This is a genomic window from Nocardia sp. NPDC004168, from assembly GCF_040610355.1.
GTDB lineage: Bacteria > Actinomycetota > Actinomycetes > Mycobacteriales > Mycobacteriaceae > Nocardia > Nocardia sichangensis.
Map to the genome: position 1 here is coordinate 138,455 of NZ_JBEXME010000009.1, position 17,425 is coordinate 155,879.

Here is a 17,425-nt window from a genome sequence, read left to right on the forward strand (position 1 = left end):
GGACCGGCTGACCGGACTCGAGCAGGCCGCCCGCCACGTCTTCGACGCCGAAGCGGAGGTTGCCCGCCTGGACGACGCGCTCGCCCAGACACCCCAGCCATCCGACCGGTCGCCGAACGTTCCAGCAGAAGAACCAGCTCCAGACGCGGCAGCGAAATCGGCCCGTGCCGAGGCGGATACCGAGCGCGAGCGTCTGTCCGCGCAGCGTGCTGCGGCCGCCCGTGAGTTGACCGATGCACAAGCAGTACTCGCGGATGCTCGTCGCGGACTGCCGGTGAACGACGAGGATCTGACGCGGGATGCGTTGGATGACGCGCTTGATGGTCTGCGTGGGCGGACCATGCGGGTGGATGAGCAGGGCCCGTGGCAGGACCGAGTCACGGAGTTGGAGCGTGCGGCCCGCCGCGTATTCGACGCCGAAGACGGGCTCGCGCGGTTGGACGAGACACTCGAGCAGGCCGCTGGAGCCATCGAGCCGCTCTCGCCCGACGGACCGGAAGAATCGGTTTCGCGGGCAGCGGAAGAGTCCGCTCGTGCCGAGGCGGAAGCGGAGCGGGCGCGTCTGTCCGCGCAGCGTGCTGCGGCGGAGCGGGAGTTGGCTGATGCGCAGGCCGATCTCACGGATGCGCGTCGTGGACTACCGGTGAATGACGAGGATCTGACGCGGGATGCGCTGGATGACGCGTTGGATGGTCTGCGTGGGCGGACGATGCGGGTGGATGAGCAGGGCCCGTGGCAGGAGCGGGTTGCGCGGCTCGAGGATGCGGCTCGGCGTGTGATCGATGCCGAGGACGAGCTCGCGCGGGCCGAAGACGCTGTGCGCGAGCATCCTTCGGAGCGCTCCGCGCATCGTTCCTCCCAGGAGGGCGCGTCCGGTTCCCGGACTGCTCGCGGTGGCGGGGAGAAGTCACGCCGGGAGCGTGACGGTGGCGAGGATTCGCCGGAGAGCGGAACTCGCGTTCATCGCGACGGTGCTGACGAGTCGTCGGGCGGTGCTCGCTCGAACCGCGACGGTGATTCGGAGCCGCCCGCGGGTCCGTCGGGCCCGGGGCCGGTGCGTTACCGCCGGATGCCGCCGAACTGGGCGCTGCGCTCGCACATTCCGCATCCGCCGAGGGACTACGAGTTCGAAATGCCGGGGCCGTTCCTGAACGAAGTGGAGCGGTGGCCCGTCCCTATGCCGCAACCGGAACCCCCGAAGCCGCCGAACCCACCCCAGCCACCCACGCCGCCGGTTCCGCCGCTCCCGCCGGTTCCGCCGGTTCCGCCGACACCGCCGGTTCCGCCGACGCCACCGGTTCCGCCGGTTCCGCCGACGCCACCGGCACCGCCGGTTCCGCCGACACCGCCGGTTCCGCCGACTCCGCCGGTTCCGCCGACGCCACCGGTTCCGCCGGTTCCGCCGACTCCGCCGGTTCCGCCGACTCCGCCGACTCCGGTTCCGCCGACGCCACCGCCGACTCCGGTTCCGCCGACGCCACCGCCGACTCCGGTTCCGCCGACGCCACCGCCGGTTCCTCCCACGCCGCCGGTTCCGCCTATACCCACAGAGCCGCCCATACCCACGGAGCCGCCGGTCCCGCCGACACCCACGGAGCCCCCCACACCTACGGTTCCGCCCACGCAACCTCCGTACCCGCCGACGCCTCCCTTCCCGCCCGGCGGGCCGACACCCGGCCAGCCGACGCCTCCGTACCCGTCGACGCCACCGGGAACACTGCCCCCATACCCGTCGACTCCACCCTCATACCCGACTATGCCGACCCCCGGACCGTCCGCACCGCCATACGCGGGACCGTCCGCACCGTATCCACCCACGTCACCGACCTGGCCTGGCAACACGAACGACCCAGGCCGGCCCGACGGCACGGTCCCGCCGGGTATGCCCATGCCCCCGATGCCGCCCGGCATGCCGATGACGCCAGCGGTGAACGGTGGCGCACGGACCAACGGCCGCGGGCCGCAGGGGAACGGGCGCCGCGGCCAGGACCCGGAACGCGGTATCTTCGTCCGCCCGTTCGCAGGCTTCGGTGTACCCGCGGAGTTCGACCCGATCACCGGCGCGCTGCGCGCCAACCCGTCCGAGGCGTCCGCGCACGACGGCGTCTACGGTGAGCTCGGTGGAGTCTCGGTGGTGTTCTATCGACACGACGGCAGACTCGTCCTTCGTGTCGGTGACCGCACGGTCGAGCTCGACGGGCCCGTCGGCGTCGAATGGGGCACGGTGGGATGGCGCACCACCCGGTTCGCGGTGGCCATCGGCGGTGCCGTCTTCTGCGAGCTGACCTATCGCTCGGTGCCAGAGGAGATGGATATCGGCGCGCTGGTCCGAGCCGTGGTCGACGACCCGGTGCGCCGCGCCGAGATCTTCGCCGGATGACCGGACGGCGATGCGACAAGGTAACCATCGACGTGAGGAGTAGTGATGCGGATCGACCATCCGACCGATGACGAACTGCGAGAGAACTTCGACGAGATGCTCCGCTCCGTGCTGACCGGCGGCGGCATCCGCACGGAGACGGGCCTCGACATGAAGACCGAGGACGCGCTGTGGGCGATCGCCCGCGCCTATCCCGACGTGCCGGACGCGCTGGTCGACGCGGCCCGCTCGGCGTTCGCGGGCCAGCTCGACGGCTCCAACGCGCGCGAGCGGAAGGAGGCGCTGGCCCGCAAGATCGAGGAGATCAATCGTCGGCGGTCGGCCCGGTGAGCACCGATGTCACGACCTAAGGTGGGCCCATGACCGAATGGCGCGCGCTGACCGACAGCGAGATCGTCGACCTGGCGACCGGCCTGCGGTCGCTGGACGGCTCCCAGCCGATGGACGCGGTGCCGCGGCTGGCCGAGGCGTTCGGCTGGAAAGTGCTGACCGCCCATCCGGACCGGGCGATGCTGGACGCCGGATTCGGGATGGCCAGCGGAAAGATTCACGGACGTGCCGGCCTGATCGTCGACATCAAGCTGCGCGTCACCGATTTCGCCCCGGACGACGCGGACGGAAGGGCACGGTCGAGGGACGCGTTCGTGGCGATGGTCGCGGCGCTGACCGGCGCACTGGGCGAACCGACCACCCGGGTTCCTGGCGCCACGGCGGAGGTCCGCTGGGCGGGGCCGGAAACGACACTGGTGGTGGCGGACCTGGGCCGCTCGGTTCAGCTGTCCTCGACCGCCAATTCCTGGCTCGAACTGCACGATCAGGCCGTCGAGCTGGAGCAGCAGGAGCAGAGTTGACCGGGTGGGGAGATTTCGCCGCTGGTCTGGCCGTGGAACTGGCCGCGCTGCGCGCCGGTTCCATCGTGAAGCTGGTCGAGTCCGATACCGGACCGCGGCGGCGATACGCCCAGTTCCTCCAGCTCGATGACGCGCTCGAGGCCGAATTGGTCGATGACGAATGGCTCGACCCCGCCTTGCGCGCGGGCGCTGCGGGACGCGCGCTGATCGCCGAATCGGGTTGGCGCGAACGCGACACGAGCCACAACAACTGGTGGACCGAGCTGCCGTGGCCGAGTCCCACGACCGAATACCGCCGCCTGGCGGACATGGTCGTCACCGGGTTGCGCGACGGGTTCGGCATCGACGCCCCCACTGCCCTGGCCTATACGGGGTGGAACGAGCGTTCGGGGAATCGCAAGCTCGACCTGCCGCTACTGGGCCTGCGGCAGGAGCCGTGACGAGCACCGCGCGGACCGGCGCTGTATGAGGATGAACGACGAGCAGAGCAGGCATCGCGGCGTGTACGCCGGCTCCGATGCGGTGGATGAGGGGATTTCCGCGACGTGACCAGACCAGGCGGCCAGGCGACCGGCGACGAGCTCGGTGCTGCTCCAGAACACGGCGCTGCCGAGCCGCACCTGTCGCCGTCCGCGGTCGAGGTGCCGGCCGAAGCGGTAGCCCACCAGTCCACGGAGGGCCACGAGGTCGCAACGGAGGAGCCCGATGTCGGCTTCACCCTCTCCGAGGCGGCGCCGGTCGAAGATGTCGCCGAACGGGCCAAGGCGCTCATGCACCAGGTCGCCCGGGAGCTGGCCGCGGGCGGTCCGCAGGGCTGGCGGCGGGTCGACGCGGTGTTCGCGCTGACGGTGGCCGCGGAGGTCGCGCTGGCCGTCTACTCCGACGATCGAGAGCACGCCGCGCGGGTGACTCCCGAACCCGAGATCGTGGCGCTGGTCCGCGAGCATCGGGAGCTGGCGGCCGGGCTCGAGGACGGGCCCTGGTGGCGTTTGCTCTTCACGCTGACCAGCGACGGCCGGATGGAGGTCGACTACGACTACGGCGACGAGCCGTTTCCGGACGAGCAGTTGTTCCCGCCGGAGGTCTATCTCGCTGATCTCGCGGCGTTTCCCCGGGATTCGCTGCCGGTCTGGCTCGGCGCCTACGTCGGTCACGGTGACCGTCAGTCGCGACCGCCGCAGGTGGCGGCGGCGCAGGCGCGGGCGGATCGGGAGGCGGGCGTGCGGGCCGTGCCGTCCGAGGACGAGCTGCCTCCGTTCCCCATCATGGCCGCCCGGTGGGCCGTGCTCGCCGCGGCGTTCGTCGCGGCCGAATCACCATGGGGTCCAAGGCTGCTACCTTCCGTGAGCTGGTTCGAGGGAGCCAAGCGCAGCGGTTGTTCGCTGTACGCGCTGCCCGGCGGGCGGGCCGTGCTGTCCGGCGGGGTGTGGAATGCCCCGGAACTGGCGGCGGCCTACAACGACGGCCTCCAGTTGCCCGATCTGTACGCGGGCGCGCCGGAATGGGTGGCGGGACAGGTGTTGAACCACCGCTGCACCAGCGGTCTGCTGTCGTTCTGCTACTGGTGGGAGAACGGCCGCTGGTACCGCGGTGCGTCACCGGGACCCGCCCGGTTCGCCGAGGCGATGCCGGGTGTGTGGAGCTCGGAGACGGTCGTGGACATCGTCGGCAGCCTGCTCGGCGACGACGCGAACGCGCGGCGGCGCGCGGCCGTCGGCGCGCTGGTGTCCGCCGCGGAGGCCGGTGTGGTCACGCGGGACACCCTCGCCGGTGTCTTCGATGACGACGAACGATTCGACGTGGACGGCGCTTTCTTCCAGCTGACCATGGCCGGGGTGACCATGACGGCGCCGGGGCCGATGTCGCGAGAGGACGCGCTCGCCCGGGTCGAGCGGTTCATCCGGGACAGCGGGGCCGATCTCGCGAACTATTCGCTGGAGGACCTGCGCGCCGATCGGATCAGCGTGGGCTGGATGGTGTACGTCCCGGTCGAGCCGGGTGAGATCGCGATCGGCCGGGCGATCTACTACATCGCCGACGACGGTGTGCTGGAACGGTCTTCGTCCTCGGTGGCGCCATCGGTCTACCGCGCGGAGTTCGAGCGGCGGTTCCAGGGCCGGCACGGTCCGGTCGGCGCGTCCTGATCTTCGTGTCTCATCTGCGCCGCGTCACAAACCGGCTGGTCGGGGGCGGTGTGCGGCGCGGAGGGGCCCACCAGGATTCGGGTCTGTACATGCCTCGGCGAACCGACTCACCATAGAATCGTTGGTGCGTCGTAAGACAATATTCGGTCTGCCGTAAGAACCGGCTGCCATATTGACGTGTGGCGCACAGCCGTTCACGGCACGCCAGCGATGAGGAGGGTCGTCAGCGTATGAGTTGCCGGGCGCAGGAGAGTGATCCCGTACGCGGGGGCGAACGGGACGCCGCGCCGTGGCGCGCATATCGTCGACGCCCACGTCGGGGAGGTATTCAGTTGTGCGAGTCGGAGTCTCTGCCTCCGGGATCGGACTTCGGCATCGTATCTCCCGGGGGCGTCGGCGCTCATCCAGTGCGCTTCCCAGCGATGACAACAGGTGCGGGAGCCTTCCGAATCGTCGAGACGGAAAGAGCGCGGCATGTCTGAGACGAATCCATGGAGCAGCCTGTCCCGCGAGGCACAGAACGGCACCTTGGAGCTGCGGCCCGGCACACTCGAAGCTCTGATCAACGCGGCGAACGGAGTTCGCGTCCGCGTCGCCTCGGTGAAAAAGGAGCTATCCAAGATCGATTCGCTGCCGCCGTTCGCCGATGTGTTGCTATCGGCCCAGGCGCTCGCCTCCCGATTCTCGGAAAAGGGAAAAGAACTCGGCAGCATCCTGGACGACCACATCACCATCCTCGACGATCTGACCGACACCTTCTTCGCGGCGGCCAGGCACTACCGAGGCACCGAGGAAGACAACAGGGTCGATTTCGCCGCGCTGGAGCGCCGGGTGGGCGAACACAGAGGTATCACCGAAAACCTCTCGAAGCGCTGGGATCCCGCCGGTTTGACCACCGCGGGCGACGGCAGCGGAAACACCTACGCGCATCCGGATTGGAACGAGGTCGGGAACCGAAAGCCCGAGGAGAACCACGGATTGCCGACGAGCCTGGCCGATCCGGGCGATGTGAAATTCGAACCGCGGGGCGTGCGTGCGGACGACCCGGAGAACTTCACGTATTCCCAGTATCAGACGATCATTTCGTCGATCACCGGGGGCAGTCCGACCATGCCGATCAAGGTCGCGCAAGCCGCGTCGGATTGGCGGTGGCTGGCCGGAGAACTCAAGGAAACGTTCGACATCCTCACCAACCAGATGACGACCAGTAGGTCGAGCTGGACGAGTCCGAACAACAATGGCGGTGCGGACCGAGCACGCCAAGCGATCACCGCTTATGGAACCGGCACCGATCAGCTGAATACGAATATGAAACTGATCGGTGACAGCCTCGAATACGTGTCGGAATGGCTGTACACCACCGGAGTGCTGCTCCAGCAGGGTGACGACTATCCGCCCACACGAACCTCGGGTGAGACCGACGACGCGTACCGGCAGCGGAAGGAAGAGGCCGCGGTCCGGAATTACGTCAGGGCGATGCAGGCCGCCTATGTCCCCGGCGTAGAGGAGACCGACAAGGTCATCGCGGTACTGCCGGATCCGATCCCCCCGACCACCGGCCAAGTGCCGGGACCGGGGCCAGGGCCGGGCGGTCCAGGGCCGGGCGCCGCACCGGGGCCGGGGACAAGCGCCGCACAACTGGCGTCGATGCAGAACGCGCAACGGCAGGCCGAACAGCAGCAGAAGGCACTGGAAGACGCGCAGCGTCAAGCGCAATTGGACGCTCAGCGCCGCGCCGCCGAACAGCAACAGCAGCAGCAACAACAACAGCAACAGCAGGCCGCGCAGCAAGCCGCCCAGCAGGCCGCCCAGCAGCTGGCGCAACAGGCGCAGCAGGCCGCCCAGCAGATCGCGCAACAGGCGCAGCAGATCGGGCAGCAGGCCGCCGGCGCCGCGCAGCAAGCGGCGCAACAGGCCGCGCAGCAGGCCGCGCTGGCGGGCCTGCCGGGCATGCCGAATCTGTCCGACGCGACGAAGAAACTCGAGTCGGCCCTGGCGAAGGGTGCGGGCGGCCCCGGTGGTTCGGCGGGAGGTCCCGGCGCACCGAAGTCGGCCGCGAACCAGAACCTGGAGAAGGCGTCGAAGTTGTTCCCGCGGGCGACGAACGCGGTCGCAGCGGCGGCCACCGGGCGCGCGGGTCTGGCGGCGGGCCAGGGCATGATGGGCGGCCCCGGCATGCCGATGGGCGGCCCCGGCGCCGCCCAGGGCGGCCAGCAGAAGGAGCACAAGCGCGCCGACTACCTGGATTCCACCGAGCATCTGGAAGAGGCGCTCGGCGACGCGCCCGTGGTAGCGAAACCCGTTGTCGAGCAATGAACGACACGTGGGAGTTCTCCGGTCTCGAATTCGCCGCGGCATGGCACGCGGCGAAGGAGAGCCTGCCGGATCCGTTCTTCTACCTCAGCGGCACGACCTATTACGACGACGCGCGCAGGCAGAAAGCCGAAGCGTGGCAGCGGATCCAGGCCCGCTGGGGCCGGGCGCTGGAGGAGTTGATGGACGTGCTCACGGTTCCCGACATCCGGCTGGTGATCCGCGGGATCGACGGCCGGGACGCGCGGAACCCGAAGGGCGCCATCCGCATGCTCGCCGGCCGCAAGGGCGACCGCGCGTTCCTGGTGACCCAGAAGCCGGGAACGGAACGCCGAACCGAGGGATTCACGGTCGCCGAACACGACGTTCTGTCGCTCGGCCACAGCGTGGCCGAGGCATTGCCGAAGGTCGACGCCGGGCGCGGGTCCGCCTTCGATCTCATCGAGCCGGGCGGCGACGGGCTGGACTACTCCTATGGCCGCTCCCTGGTGAACGACGTCGAAGACCGCACGGCCGGCCGCAGCGAGTCCTTCGATCGCGCGCCCGCCGCCACGGTGGGCACCATCGTGGTGGAGCAAGGGCATTCGCGGTTCGGTCCGCGCGGTATCACCCGGGCGCACCTGGCCTGGCGCGATCTCGTCGACGACGGGCGTTACGCGATCGTGCCGGGCAGCCCGCCGACAGTGCTCGCGGCGGACGTCCGGCGACTGACCGAATTGATCAACGCGCGGATCGCCGAAGTCGTCCAAGCCATCAAAGACGAGCGGATGTGATCGATCGTATGCGCGCCATTCCGTTTTCGATCTCGATTCTTCGAAGGGGTTTTCGATGACCGCATCGCAGCAGGGGAACCCTGGCGATTTTCCTGCCGAATTCGTGGCTACTTCGCTCACCGGCTCGATTTCGGTGCGCACCACCGAAATGGGTCTGCCGCTGGGCGTCAAGGTCGACGCCGATCAATTGCGCCGCGACCCGGAGGCGCTGGCGGGCGAGGTGCTGCGATTATGCAAACAGGCGGCGAACCGCGCGGGCCTGGCGCGGCGGGCGCAATTGCGGCAACTGGGATTCACCTCGGAGATGCTGGCGCTGGCCGGGCTGCCCACCGAACAGCAGGTGGCGACGCAGGAGATCATCGACGAGCAAGAGTACGACATCGAACCGCAGAGCTGGCTGCGATCGATTTGAGCGGCAACGGAATTCGTGAGGTCGGCATGGTCGAAACAATGGACGAGCTCATCGCTCGCGTACAGAATCAGCTCTATCGGCTCACCGATCTCAATGACGCCATGAATGGGATCCGGGTAGCCGAGACATCGCCCGACGGCGCGGTGACCGCGGAGGTGGACGGCAACGCCGCGTTGATCGGACTCAGCTTTTCCGCTGCGGTGTCGAAACTTTCACCGGACGAGTTCGAGAAAACGGTCGTCGACACCGCGCGAGCGGCTGCGCACAAGGCTTTTGCGGAGCGCGGCGCACTTATCACCGCATTCAACGAGGAGGCCACCGGGTAGTCACCGGATGTTAACCACGACGGGATCGCGATACGCGGTCTTCGCTAGGTAAAGTTGAATACGAAACGTCGGGGGATGTTTCGGGATTGGACGATGATCATGAGCCACATTGAAGTAGTCCCGGATGCGCTGCGTGTGTACGGAAGCGAATCGGCGGCCATGGCCGCCGGAGTAGGGGCGATCGCCGCGACCGACCAAGCCGCGACGGTCGCCGCGGTGGTCCCGGTGTTCGGCCTGATCGGCCAAGAGTTCCTTGTCTCGTACGCTTTCGCCCAGGCCAACCACCTGTCGTCGGTGGCGCAGCTCGCCGCCGTGCACGCGGGTACGGCGTTGACGGCGCATCAGGCCGCCGCCACCTACGAGGGCACGGACACCGCGTCGGGCGCGGCCATCGGAGCCATCCGCACGCGGTCATGACCACGCCGGGAGCCATTCCGCCACCCGGCGCCGATCCACTGGATCCCACAATCCTGGAATTGCTGCGGGGCAGCGCTCTCGCGCCCATGCTCGACATGCCGGTGAACGACGTCTTGCGCAGCATGGGTTTACCGAATCTGCCGGAGATGCCTGCCTTCGTGCAGCTGCCGGAGCTGCCGCCGCTGCCGACGATCGATCTCGGCGCGCTCATGCGCCCGTTGACCGATCTCGCCTCCGCGTTCGGCACCGGTCGACTCGGCGCGCCCGCGCCCGCACAGGCCGGTGCCACCGCCGCGCCCGCGCCTCCGGCCGACCCGACGCAGTTGCTGCAGAACGTGTCCACCGTGATGCAGACGGTGATGCAGGTCGGCTCGTCGCTGGTGCAGACCTTGATGTCGGTCTGGCAGGGCATGGCGGCGATGGAGGCGGCGAAGAAGGCCGGTGCGGCGCAGACCGACGCGAACGAGCTCGCGGCGCAGAGCACCCAGGAGAAGTCGGTGCTCGGCAGCGCGGCGGGCAGCGTCTTCACCGGCGCGGGCCTGATGTCGGCGGTGCTGGCGAAGTTCTCCACCACCATGGCCTTCGCGCCGCTGCTCGCGGCATCGCCGGGCGGGCAGGGTTTCCTCGTCGCGTCCGCGATCGAGGCGATGACCGAGGCGCTGGCGATCACCGCCAAGACCAAGGCGGAGATGGTCGGGCACAGTGCGAGCATGACGCAGGCCGGTCAGAAGGTGCCGATCACGAACGCGCCGACGGGAGTGAAGTCGACCGAACAGCTGACCCAGCTGATGAGCATGATCACGCCGCTGATCAGCACGGCCGGTCAGGTGGCGCAGTCGCTCGGGCAGTTGGCGGCCGCCAATCCTTCGCTGCCGGCGCCGAAACCGATCAGCGCCCTCGGCGCGCACGAAGGCGCGGGTGAGCCCGGGGAAGGCAAAGAAGGCAAGGAAGGCGAGGAAGGCGAGCACGCAGGCGGCGCGGGTGGCGTCGGCGGTGGCGTCCCGGGTGCGATCGCCGCGGCTTCCGCCCCGCTGAACCCCTGGCCGGGGACCCGGGTGGCCGGTGGGTCGCTCGGCAGCATCGGCGGTGCGAGCGCCGCTGGTACCGGAACGTCGTCCGAGGTGTCGACCACCGTCGCGGGTACCGCCGCGGCAGGGACCGGAACCGGGGCCGGATACATGCCGATGGGCGGCGCGGGCATGGCGGGAGCGGGCCTGGCCCGCGACGGCGAATCGACCACCGACGCGCTGCGCGGCCAGATGGTCACCGGTCAGCACGGCGACGAAGTGGTCGGCCGGATCGAGGGGGTCTCGCTGCCGGTGGTCGGCGCGGCCGACGCGACATCGGAACCACCGCCGGATAAGGAACTCACGCTCTGACGCGAGTGCCGAGCAGTACACAGGAGGGTCTTATGAGTGACGGGCGGGGTCAGGTGTACGACAGCGTGCGATTCGACTCGGTCACGGCGGCCAAGGCGTCGTCCGGGCTGGACGCGCTGGCCGACCGGTTGGCGTCGGATCTGCGCTCCGCGGAGGAAGCGCTGACCGTCGTACCCGCCGGCGCCGACGAGGTGTCCGGCCGGGCCGCGCAGACCGCGAACGACGTGGCGTCGTCGTACCTGGCCGGCGCGCAGGCCAGCGTGCACGAACTGCGCAAGCTGGCGGCCACGTTGCGGCTGCACTCGAACCAGTTCGACGGCATGGAATCGGCCAACACGGCCGATTTCGACACCACGGGCGGCCGGTCGGCCTGACCGTCGCCGAGCAACCGAAAGGTCTTCCGCGGCAATGATCGAACCACCGCAGCCAGGTTTCACCGGCGTGGTGTGGACCGCGCGCCCGCCCGAGCGGCTCGCGCGCGAGCTCACCACGGGGCCGGGCGCTGTGCCGATGGCCGAGGCCGTCGCCGCGTGGTCGCGCCTCGCCGCGTCGTTCGGTGCCGCTGTGGTCGAGTACGAGAAGGTTCTCGCGGACGTGCGCGGGGCCTGGCAGTCGGGACGCAGCGACGAAGTGCTGCAACAGATCACGACTCTGCGGGATTGGCTGGTCGACGCCGCCGCCGCTGCGTCGGCCAACGCCGCGCGGTTCCAGGCCCAGGTCGCCGCGTACGAGATCGCCCGGCTGGCGATGCCGAACACCGCCGATCTGGAAACCCTTCAGCAGGTGCAACGAATGCTGGAGTCGGTGACCGGGATGCTCGGTACGCCGATCCGCGCGATCGCGGCGGACACCGACGCCGAGCAGGACGCGGCGAAGGCGATGGCCTCGCGGGTCATGCGGAACTACGAGATGGCCACCGAACCACTGGCCTTGCCGTGGCAGCACCAGCAACCGCCCGTCGTGGCGCCGGAGCAGGCGCTGGCCGCCGAACAGGCCGCGGGATCGGCCGAGGCCGCGAATTCGGCCACGATGCCGCGCGGTGCGGCGCCGATCGGTGCGATGCCGATCGGGACGGTGCCCATCCCGGCGATGCCGCGGGTGCCCACCGCGTACCAGGCGCCGGTGTACGCGCAGTCGGCCGCCACGGCCGAGGTCGTCCCGCGCGCCGCCCCGGCCACGGTGAACGCGGGTGGGCAGCCCGCTCCGCTCGTTCCCGGTGCGCTGGGGCAAGCCGGGCCCGCACAAGACGCGGCACGATTCCCACGCGCCGGACTTCCCACGGAGACGAGCGATCAGATCGGCTTCGAAGGTGGCATCCAAGCCGCGCCCGCGGTGCTCGGCGGCGCCGAACCCGCGACGCACGCCGTCGCGCCGAGCGAGGCCGGTGCCCAGACGGGAGGTGCGCCGTGACGTCGCTGACGAATGACGCGCTGCTCGTCGTCGCCGAGCGGCTCGGTGTGCAAACCTTGCCACTGGTGCTTTCGGTCGGGCCGCAACAGGATTCGATCGAGGAGTATCGCGCCGCGCGGGAGCGTGCGCTGTCCGGCCTGATCGGTGACGGCCTGCTCGACGCCGAGGGTGAAGTCGAATCCGACCTGGCCGGTGCGCTGTTCGTCCTGGCGCAGCCGGACCGCGAACTCGTCGCCCGCGTCTACACCGAGGACGGCGCTCGCCGCTTCTGCCTGGCGCGCCGGGGCGAACAGCACGCGCTCGCCGTCCGCTCGGGCGACAGCTTCGAGGTGACGTCGATCTGGGCCGACGGCTCGGACGCCGCACTGACTCGTCCACTGCTGGCCGCGCTCGGCTCGTGCGAACCCGCGCGGATCGCCGGATTCAGTGCGCTCGCGAGCGAATTGGCCGACCGGATGGACGCGGCCGAGGGCTCCGGCGATTACGCCGACGCGGTGTACGCCCTTGGCGTCGGCGAGCGCGACGCCGCCGTGCTCGGCCTCGCCTTCGGCTCCTGCCGCGCCTACGCCGAGATCGTGGCCTACGCCCATCGAGACGGGCTGACCAGCCGGGCGCCCGGCGCGGTGGTGGTGTACGACACCGGCCGCGGCCGCATCGTCGTCGCCCCGATGGTCGCGCCGGATCAGCAGATCTGGTCGACGGTCACGACGGGCACCGACCACCGGGTGACTCAGGCGGTCGCCACGTTGCTGGAAGGGCTGCCCGGGGGGAGGTGGCTGCCTCAGTAGCTGCTCGGTGAGATCGTCCGGATCTCCGCACCCATACAAGTTCTGACGAAAGGATCAACGAAATGGCTTACACATCTCTCGGCGACGGCTCGGGGAACACCTACGGTGTCGAAGCAGGCGGCATCGACAGCGTCGTCAGCCGCATGGAGGACTCGATCTCGACGCTGCGCACCTCGATCAACCAGATCGACGAGTCGGTGCAGGCCGTCGCGCGCGGCTGGCAGGGCGACGCCCACCGCGAGTTCAACACCGCGGCCCACGACTGGCACGACGAGGTCACCGCGCTCAACGGCAAGCTGGACCGGCTCTCGCAGGCCGTGACCTCCGGCAAGAACACCATCGTCGGCTCCGACCAGGCCGGTCTGGCGTGACCGCTGGACGGTGATGCCGTCCAGCCGGATCCCCAACCTCTCAGCAGAAGGAGATAACCATGACCATCAAGTACAACTCCCCGGCCATCACCGAGATGGTCAGTGACCTGAACCAGTACGGTTCCAACATGAAGGCGCGGATCGACGAACTCAACGGCGCCGCCGCCGCGTTCCAGCAGAACCTGCAGGGTGAGCAGGCGGTCGCGAACTTCACCAAGGCGCACAAGGATCTGACCGGCGAGCTGGAGGACACCCTCCAGAAGCTGGACAACCTGGGCGTCAAGGTGGAGAACGCGCTGAACCGCGCCATCGAGGCCGACGGCAAGGTCGGCGACGGTTTCGCCGCCTTCTGATCGCGGGGTAGCGACGAACAGCGGCCGGCTGGAACGGTAAGGGTTCCAGCCGGCCGTTTCGTGTGCGGTCAGCGGGCCGCGAGCGACTCGCCGATGTAGTGCATCTCGTCCGGTGTGGTGACCATCAGCACGGTCGCGCTGCGCGCGGCGGTGCGCACCGTGATCCGATTGGGCGCGTCCGGATCCTGGATGAGCGTGACGTCCGCGTCGACCGACCTGCCGGTATCGTCCGGCCGCCGCACGTGCACGATCGTCGCGCCGCCCGCGTGGGCGATCGGCGGGATTCCGTCGAACACCAGCACCGTCGTGCTCGGATAGGGAGCGGCGGGAGGCGGCGGGGGAGCGGGGGGATGGTAGCTGGCGCCCGCGGCCCGCGGAGCGATCGAGAGCACATGCGGTGCGCCGAGATTCGCCACCATGGTGTGCCACGCCTCGGGCCTGGCGGTGTGCACGATGGCATGCGCGCCGAGCGCGGTGGCGCGCAGGATCACCTGCTGAGCGAGATCCAGGTTGCCGATCACCTCCAGGTGCCTGGTGCCCTCGCCGATCAACGGCACCGCGATGCCCTGCCCGCGCTCGTCGGCGCCGATGAGCTGGCCGCAGCCCGCCGTCGGCACCGCGAACTCGGTGAGCGCGGCCAGCGTGCCGCGATAGGCGATGTCGCTGCCCCAACGGCCTGCGTAACCGATGGGCAAGGTGTCCAACAGGATCCGCAGCTGGTTGCCGATCAGCTCGCGCAACCCTGGCAGGGGTGGTTGTTCGGGCGGTGCGACGGTGTCGAAGCGGACGACGGCGTTGAGCACAACGGTGTCGGCGAAATCGGTGTGCCGATCGTGGCGGCCCGCTCCCGGCCGCAGGCGCAACGTAACCGTGGTGGACAAGCTGGGCACCGCCCAGATGTCGGCCAGTCCGCGTGGGCCGATCATGTCGGCCGCGATCTGGTACTGGGTGAGGTAACGGCCTTGGTACTCCAACGTTTTCGGGGACTCGGCGAGTTGGTCGACGTCGAAGCCGTGGGTGAGCTGGCGCACGGCTGTGTTCATCTCGGTGGCGGTCAGCACGGACGCGGCGATGTCGTGTGCGGCGAGCCGGTTGGCGACCCGGCGGGTGGCGATGATCGCGGTGCGCAGCGCGCCGCTGCCACCGCCGCCGCGATTGTCGACCGCCTCGGCGTTGGCCAGCGGATCCATCCGCAGCACCAGCCAGCAAGTGCGGTGCGCGATGGCGGGCAGGGGGCCGAGGATGCGGTCGTAGAGTTGCGCGGCCACGCCGGTGCCCGCCGTGCGCGCGCCCGTGCTCACCACGTCGATGCCGGCCAGGGTCAGATCGAATTGATCGAGGCAGCGGGCGATCTCGGCGAGCGGGAGCAGTTGGTCGGTGCTGAGCGAACCACGGTCCAGCAGCGTCAGCGTGTCCGGCGGCGGATCGATCCGGAGCATGGTGAGCAGCAGATCGCCGTCCCAGCGCACGCCGTAACCGCCGCCCTCGGCGAGCGGAACGTCGAGGGCGGGAGCCTGTGTGAGGCGTTCGGCCGGGCGCAGTCCGGGACGTCTGCGGGCGATCGCGCTACCGAGGCGTTCGGCGGGCGTGTGGCCGCGCAGCGGCGCGAGACCGGCCAGCGCGACCACCGCGCCCGCGGCGATCGCACCCCAGATCGAATGGCTGACGGCGAGAACGATCCACGCGACCGCGGCGGCCGATATCGAGACGGGAACTGTCACGCGCAAGGGAAAAATGCGAAACAACCAGAATTCCGGATCGCGCAGTGTGTCATAGTCCGATCGGCGTTGATTTCTCGGCGCAGGCGCATCCGTTATTTCACTATCGGTTGCCTCGCCGTTCATCGTTTCGTGCACAGTTGTTTGTCCCTGCTTCGCCTCGGTACGGCCGCCGTTGATCGGCTTCGGATTCCATCGGTTCAGGGCCGTCGGTGAATTACGGTACCGTGTCGAAGAGAATGGTGATCGATAGCTCGATGGAGACCATGTGCCTGCACAGCTGACCACCCGCGCTCAGGTCAATGGATACCGATTCCTGTTGCGCAGGCTCGATCACGCGCTGGTCCGTCGCGACGTGCGCATGTTGCACGATCCGATGCGTTCGCAGATCCGCTCGCTGCTCGTCGGCGCGGTGCTCGGCGTACTCGTGGTGGCGGGCGCCGCGATCCTGGCCTTCCTGCGTCCGCAGGGCGCGATCGGCGACGCCGTGATCGTCTCCGGGAAGCAGAGCGGCGCGCTGTACGTGGTGGTACAGGGCCAGGACGGCAACAAGACCCTGCACCCGGTGCTGAATCTCGCGTCCGCGCGGTTGATCACCGGCGCCGACGCCGAGCCGCACGCGGTGAAGGACGACAAGCTCGGCGATCTGCCGCGCGGGCCGCTGCTCGGCATTCCCGGCGCGCCGAGCGCGCTGCCCGGTTCCACGCAGGGCAAGAATTCGGAGTGGTCGCTGTGCGAGACCATTCCGTTGTCCGAAGGCGGTAGCGCCGCCGCATCATCGGGTGGCACGACGACGGTGATCGCAGGCCACCCCGCGCTCGCGGACCGCATCCGGACCTCGAATCACGACGAGGCGCTGCTCGTCCGGCGCGACAACAAGACCTACCTGGTCTACGACGGCAAACGCGCCGAGGTGGACCCCGCCAATTCGGTGATGGCGAGGGCATTGGACCTGCGCCCCCAGCGGCCCCGTCCGGTCGGCACCGGGTTGCTCGGCGCGACGACGCAGGTTCCCGCGCTGGCTCCGCCGCAGATCCCCCGGGCGGGGGAGCGGGGGCCGGGCCCGCTGTCGGAGATCCCGGTCGGCGGCATCATCTCGGTGTCCGGCGTGGGGCCGGACGGCGGTGCCGCGCTGTACGTCGTGCTCGCCGACGGTTTGCAGCCGGTGTCGCCGTTCACCGCGCAGGTGATCAGGTACGCCGATTCGCACGGCATGCGGGAGATCGCGACCATGCCTCCCGATGTGCTGGAACGGGTTCCGGTGGTCCGGCGACTGCCGGTCGACGACTTCCCGGTGCGTGCCCCGAGGATTCTGCCCGCCGAGGACGCGCCCGTCGCCTGTGTGGCCTGGGCGAAGTCGCCGGGCGCCGCTCCGGGGCAGGGCCAGGACAACACGGGTGACGGCCCCGGCGAGCGCGCGGCGGTCAGCCTGCTGGTCGGCACCCGCTTGCCGATCGCGGAGTCCGCGAAACCCGTCGAGGTGTCCACCTCCGACGGCGCGGGCGACCGGGTCGACGCGGCCTACATCCCGCCGGGTTCAGGGGAGTTCGTGCAGGTGACCGGCATGGAACCGGGTAGCCCGCGCCGCGACAGCCTGTTCTACATCGCCGATACCGGCGTGCGCTACGGCATTCCGGACGCAGCCACCGCGAACGTGCTCGGACTGGGCAGCCCCCCGCGCCTCGCGCCATGGGCGATCGTCGGCCAGATGGTCCCCGGGCCCACGCTGTCGGCGCGAGAAGCGCTGGTCAGCCACGATTCGCTGCCCGCGAAATAGCGCTCGCCGGGCC

The 17,425-nt window shown here is 69.5% G+C and carries 18 protein-coding genes (1 of these 18 only partly in view); 17 read left to right on the forward strand and 1 reads right to left on the reverse strand.

Annotated features, from left to right (window positions below):
• The 16 genes from ABZW96_RS18740 to ABZW96_RS18815 all read left to right on the forward strand — a co-directional run.
• Positions 1-2,380, forward strand: the 3' portion of a protein-coding gene (locus ABZW96_RS18740; protein ID WP_355076157.1) for a hypothetical protein. The gene continues 26,330 nt to the left of window position 1, outside the view; 2,380 of the gene's 28,710 nt are visible here — the last part of the coding sequence; the start codon falls outside the window, past its left edge; the stop codon is at positions 2,378-2,380.
• 45 nt (positions 2,381-2,425) lie between these two features.
• Positions 2,426-2,710 carry a hypothetical protein gene (locus tag ABZW96_RS18745; RefSeq protein ID WP_039795825.1) on the forward strand — a complete coding sequence of 95 codons (285 nt, stop codon included), beginning with the start codon at positions 2,426-2,428 and terminating at the stop codon, positions 2,708-2,710.
• Between the two features lie 29 nt (positions 2,711-2,739).
• Positions 2,740-3,231 (forward strand): DUF6301 family protein, encoded by a 492-nt coding sequence (locus ABZW96_RS18750; protein ID WP_355076159.1) that lies wholly within the window; start codon positions 2,740-2,742, stop codon positions 3,229-3,231.
• The gene (locus tag ABZW96_RS18755) at positions 3,228-3,671 is read left to right on the forward strand and encodes a hypothetical protein (RefSeq protein ID WP_355076160.1); all 444 of its coding nucleotides are present in this window, start codon (positions 3,228-3,230) and stop codon (positions 3,669-3,671) included. Before ABZW96_RS18750 ends, ABZW96_RS18755 begins: the two co-directional genes overlap by 4 nt.
• A 105-nt stretch (positions 3,672-3,776) precedes the next feature.
• Entirely contained in the window at positions 3,777-5,375 is a 1,599-nt protein-coding gene (locus ABZW96_RS18760) for a hypothetical protein (RefSeq protein WP_355076162.1), read from the forward strand.
• A 474-nt stretch (positions 5,376-5,849) separates the two neighbouring features.
• Complete coding sequence (locus ABZW96_RS18765) at positions 5,850-7,691, forward strand: hypothetical protein (protein WP_355076164.1); 1,842 nt, start codon at positions 5,850-5,852, stop codon at positions 7,689-7,691.
• Positions 7,688-8,461 carry an ESX secretion-associated protein EspG gene (locus ABZW96_RS18770; protein ID WP_355076166.1) on the forward strand — a complete coding sequence of 258 codons (774 nt, stop codon included), beginning with the start codon at positions 7,688-7,690 and terminating at the stop codon, positions 8,459-8,461. Before ABZW96_RS18765 ends, ABZW96_RS18770 begins: the two co-directional genes overlap by 4 nt.
• 55 nt (positions 8,462-8,516) lie before the next feature.
• Entirely contained in the window at positions 8,517-8,873 is a 357-nt protein-coding gene (locus tag ABZW96_RS18775; protein WP_355076168.1) for a hypothetical protein, read from the forward strand.
• Positions 8,874-8,911: 38 nt separating this feature from the next.
• Entirely contained in the window at positions 8,912-9,199 is a 288-nt protein-coding gene (locus ABZW96_RS18780; RefSeq protein ID WP_355076170.1) for a YbaB/EbfC family nucleoid-associated protein, read from the forward strand.
• A 99-nt stretch (positions 9,200-9,298) separates the two neighbouring features.
• Positions 9,299-9,616: a type VII secretion target gene (locus tag ABZW96_RS18785; protein WP_355076172.1), complete on the forward strand. Its 318-nt coding sequence runs from the start codon at positions 9,299-9,301 to the stop codon at positions 9,614-9,616.
• The gene (locus tag ABZW96_RS18790) at positions 9,613-10,995 is read left to right on the forward strand and encodes a hypothetical protein (RefSeq protein WP_355076174.1); all 1,383 of its coding nucleotides are present in this window, start codon (positions 9,613-9,615) and stop codon (positions 10,993-10,995) included. The genes ABZW96_RS18785 and ABZW96_RS18790 overlap by 4 nt, the downstream gene beginning before the upstream one ends.
• Positions 10,996-11,027: 32 nt before the next feature.
• Positions 11,028-11,369, forward strand: a complete 342-nt coding sequence (locus ABZW96_RS18795) for a PE family protein (protein WP_355076176.1) — start codon at positions 11,028-11,030, stop codon at positions 11,367-11,369.
• Positions 11,370-11,403: 34 nt separating this feature from the next.
• The gene (locus tag ABZW96_RS18800; protein ID WP_355076178.1) at positions 11,404-12,405 is read left to right on the forward strand and encodes a PPE domain-containing protein; all 1,002 of its coding nucleotides are present in this window, start codon (positions 11,404-11,406) and stop codon (positions 12,403-12,405) included.
• Positions 12,402-13,193, forward strand: coding sequence for an ESX secretion-associated protein EspG (locus ABZW96_RS18805; protein WP_355076180.1), 792 nt, complete (start codon positions 12,402-12,404; stop codon positions 13,191-13,193). Before ABZW96_RS18800 ends, ABZW96_RS18805 begins: the two co-directional genes overlap by 4 nt.
• 62 nt (positions 13,194-13,255) lie before the next feature.
• Complete coding sequence (locus tag ABZW96_RS18810) at positions 13,256-13,564, forward strand: WXG100 family type VII secretion target (RefSeq protein ID WP_355076182.1); 309 nt, start codon at positions 13,256-13,258, stop codon at positions 13,562-13,564.
• A 59-nt stretch (positions 13,565-13,623) separates the two neighbouring features.
• Positions 13,624-13,917 carry a type VII secretion protein EsxR gene (locus ABZW96_RS18815; protein ID WP_355076184.1) on the forward strand — a complete coding sequence of 98 codons (294 nt, stop codon included), beginning with the start codon at positions 13,624-13,626 and terminating at the stop codon, positions 13,915-13,917.
• Between the two features lie 68 nt (positions 13,918-13,985).
• Here the strand turns inward: ABZW96_RS18815 and eccE are convergent, their stop codons facing one another.
• Positions 13,986-15,638, reverse strand: a complete 1,653-nt coding sequence (eccE, locus tag ABZW96_RS18820; RefSeq protein WP_355076186.1) for a type VII secretion protein EccE — start codon at positions 15,636-15,638, stop codon at positions 13,986-13,988.
• A 265-nt stretch (positions 15,639-15,903) separates the two neighbouring features.
• Here eccE and eccB point away from each other — a divergent pair, with 265 nt between their 5' ends.
• Positions 15,904-17,412 (forward strand): type VII secretion protein EccB, encoded by a 1,509-nt coding sequence (gene eccB, locus ABZW96_RS18825; protein ID WP_355076188.1) that lies wholly within the window; start codon positions 15,904-15,906, stop codon positions 17,410-17,412.
• The last annotated feature ends 13 nt before the right edge of the window (positions 17,413-17,425 follow it).

Coding starts and splice junctions, on each gene's coding strand:
- ABZW96_RS18810 (WP_355076182.1), top strand. CDS start 13,256: ATGGCTTACACATCTCTCGGCGACGGCTCGGGGAACACCTACGGTGTC.
- ABZW96_RS18765 (WP_355076164.1), top strand. CDS start 5,850: ATGTCTGAGACGAATCCATGGAGCAGCCTGTCCCGCGAGGCACAGAAC.
- ABZW96_RS18800 (WP_355076178.1), top strand. CDS start 11,404: ATGATCGAACCACCGCAGCCAGGTTTCACCGGCGTGGTGTGGACCGCG.
- ABZW96_RS18770 (WP_355076166.1), top strand. CDS start 7,688: ATGAACGACACGTGGGAGTTCTCCGGTCTCGAATTCGCCGCGGCATGG.
- ABZW96_RS18795 (WP_355076176.1), top strand. CDS start 11,028: ATGAGTGACGGGCGGGGTCAGGTGTACGACAGCGTGCGATTCGACTCG.
- ABZW96_RS18780 (WP_355076170.1), top strand. CDS start 8,912: ATGGACGAGCTCATCGCTCGCGTACAGAATCAGCTCTATCGGCTCACC.
- ABZW96_RS18750 (WP_355076159.1), top strand. CDS start 2,740: ATGACCGAATGGCGCGCGCTGACCGACAGCGAGATCGTCGACCTGGCG.
- ABZW96_RS18775 (WP_355076168.1), top strand. CDS start 8,517: ATGACCGCATCGCAGCAGGGGAACCCTGGCGATTTTCCTGCCGAATTC.
- ABZW96_RS18745 (WP_039795825.1), top strand. CDS start 2,426: ATGCGGATCGACCATCCGACCGATGACGAACTGCGAGAGAACTTCGAC.
- ABZW96_RS18785 (WP_355076172.1), top strand. CDS start 9,299: ATGAGCCACATTGAAGTAGTCCCGGATGCGCTGCGTGTGTACGGAAGC.
- ABZW96_RS18815 (WP_355076184.1), top strand. CDS start 13,624: ATGACCATCAAGTACAACTCCCCGGCCATCACCGAGATGGTCAGTGAC.
- ABZW96_RS18790 (WP_355076174.1), top strand. CDS start 9,613: ATGACCACGCCGGGAGCCATTCCGCCACCCGGCGCCGATCCACTGGAT.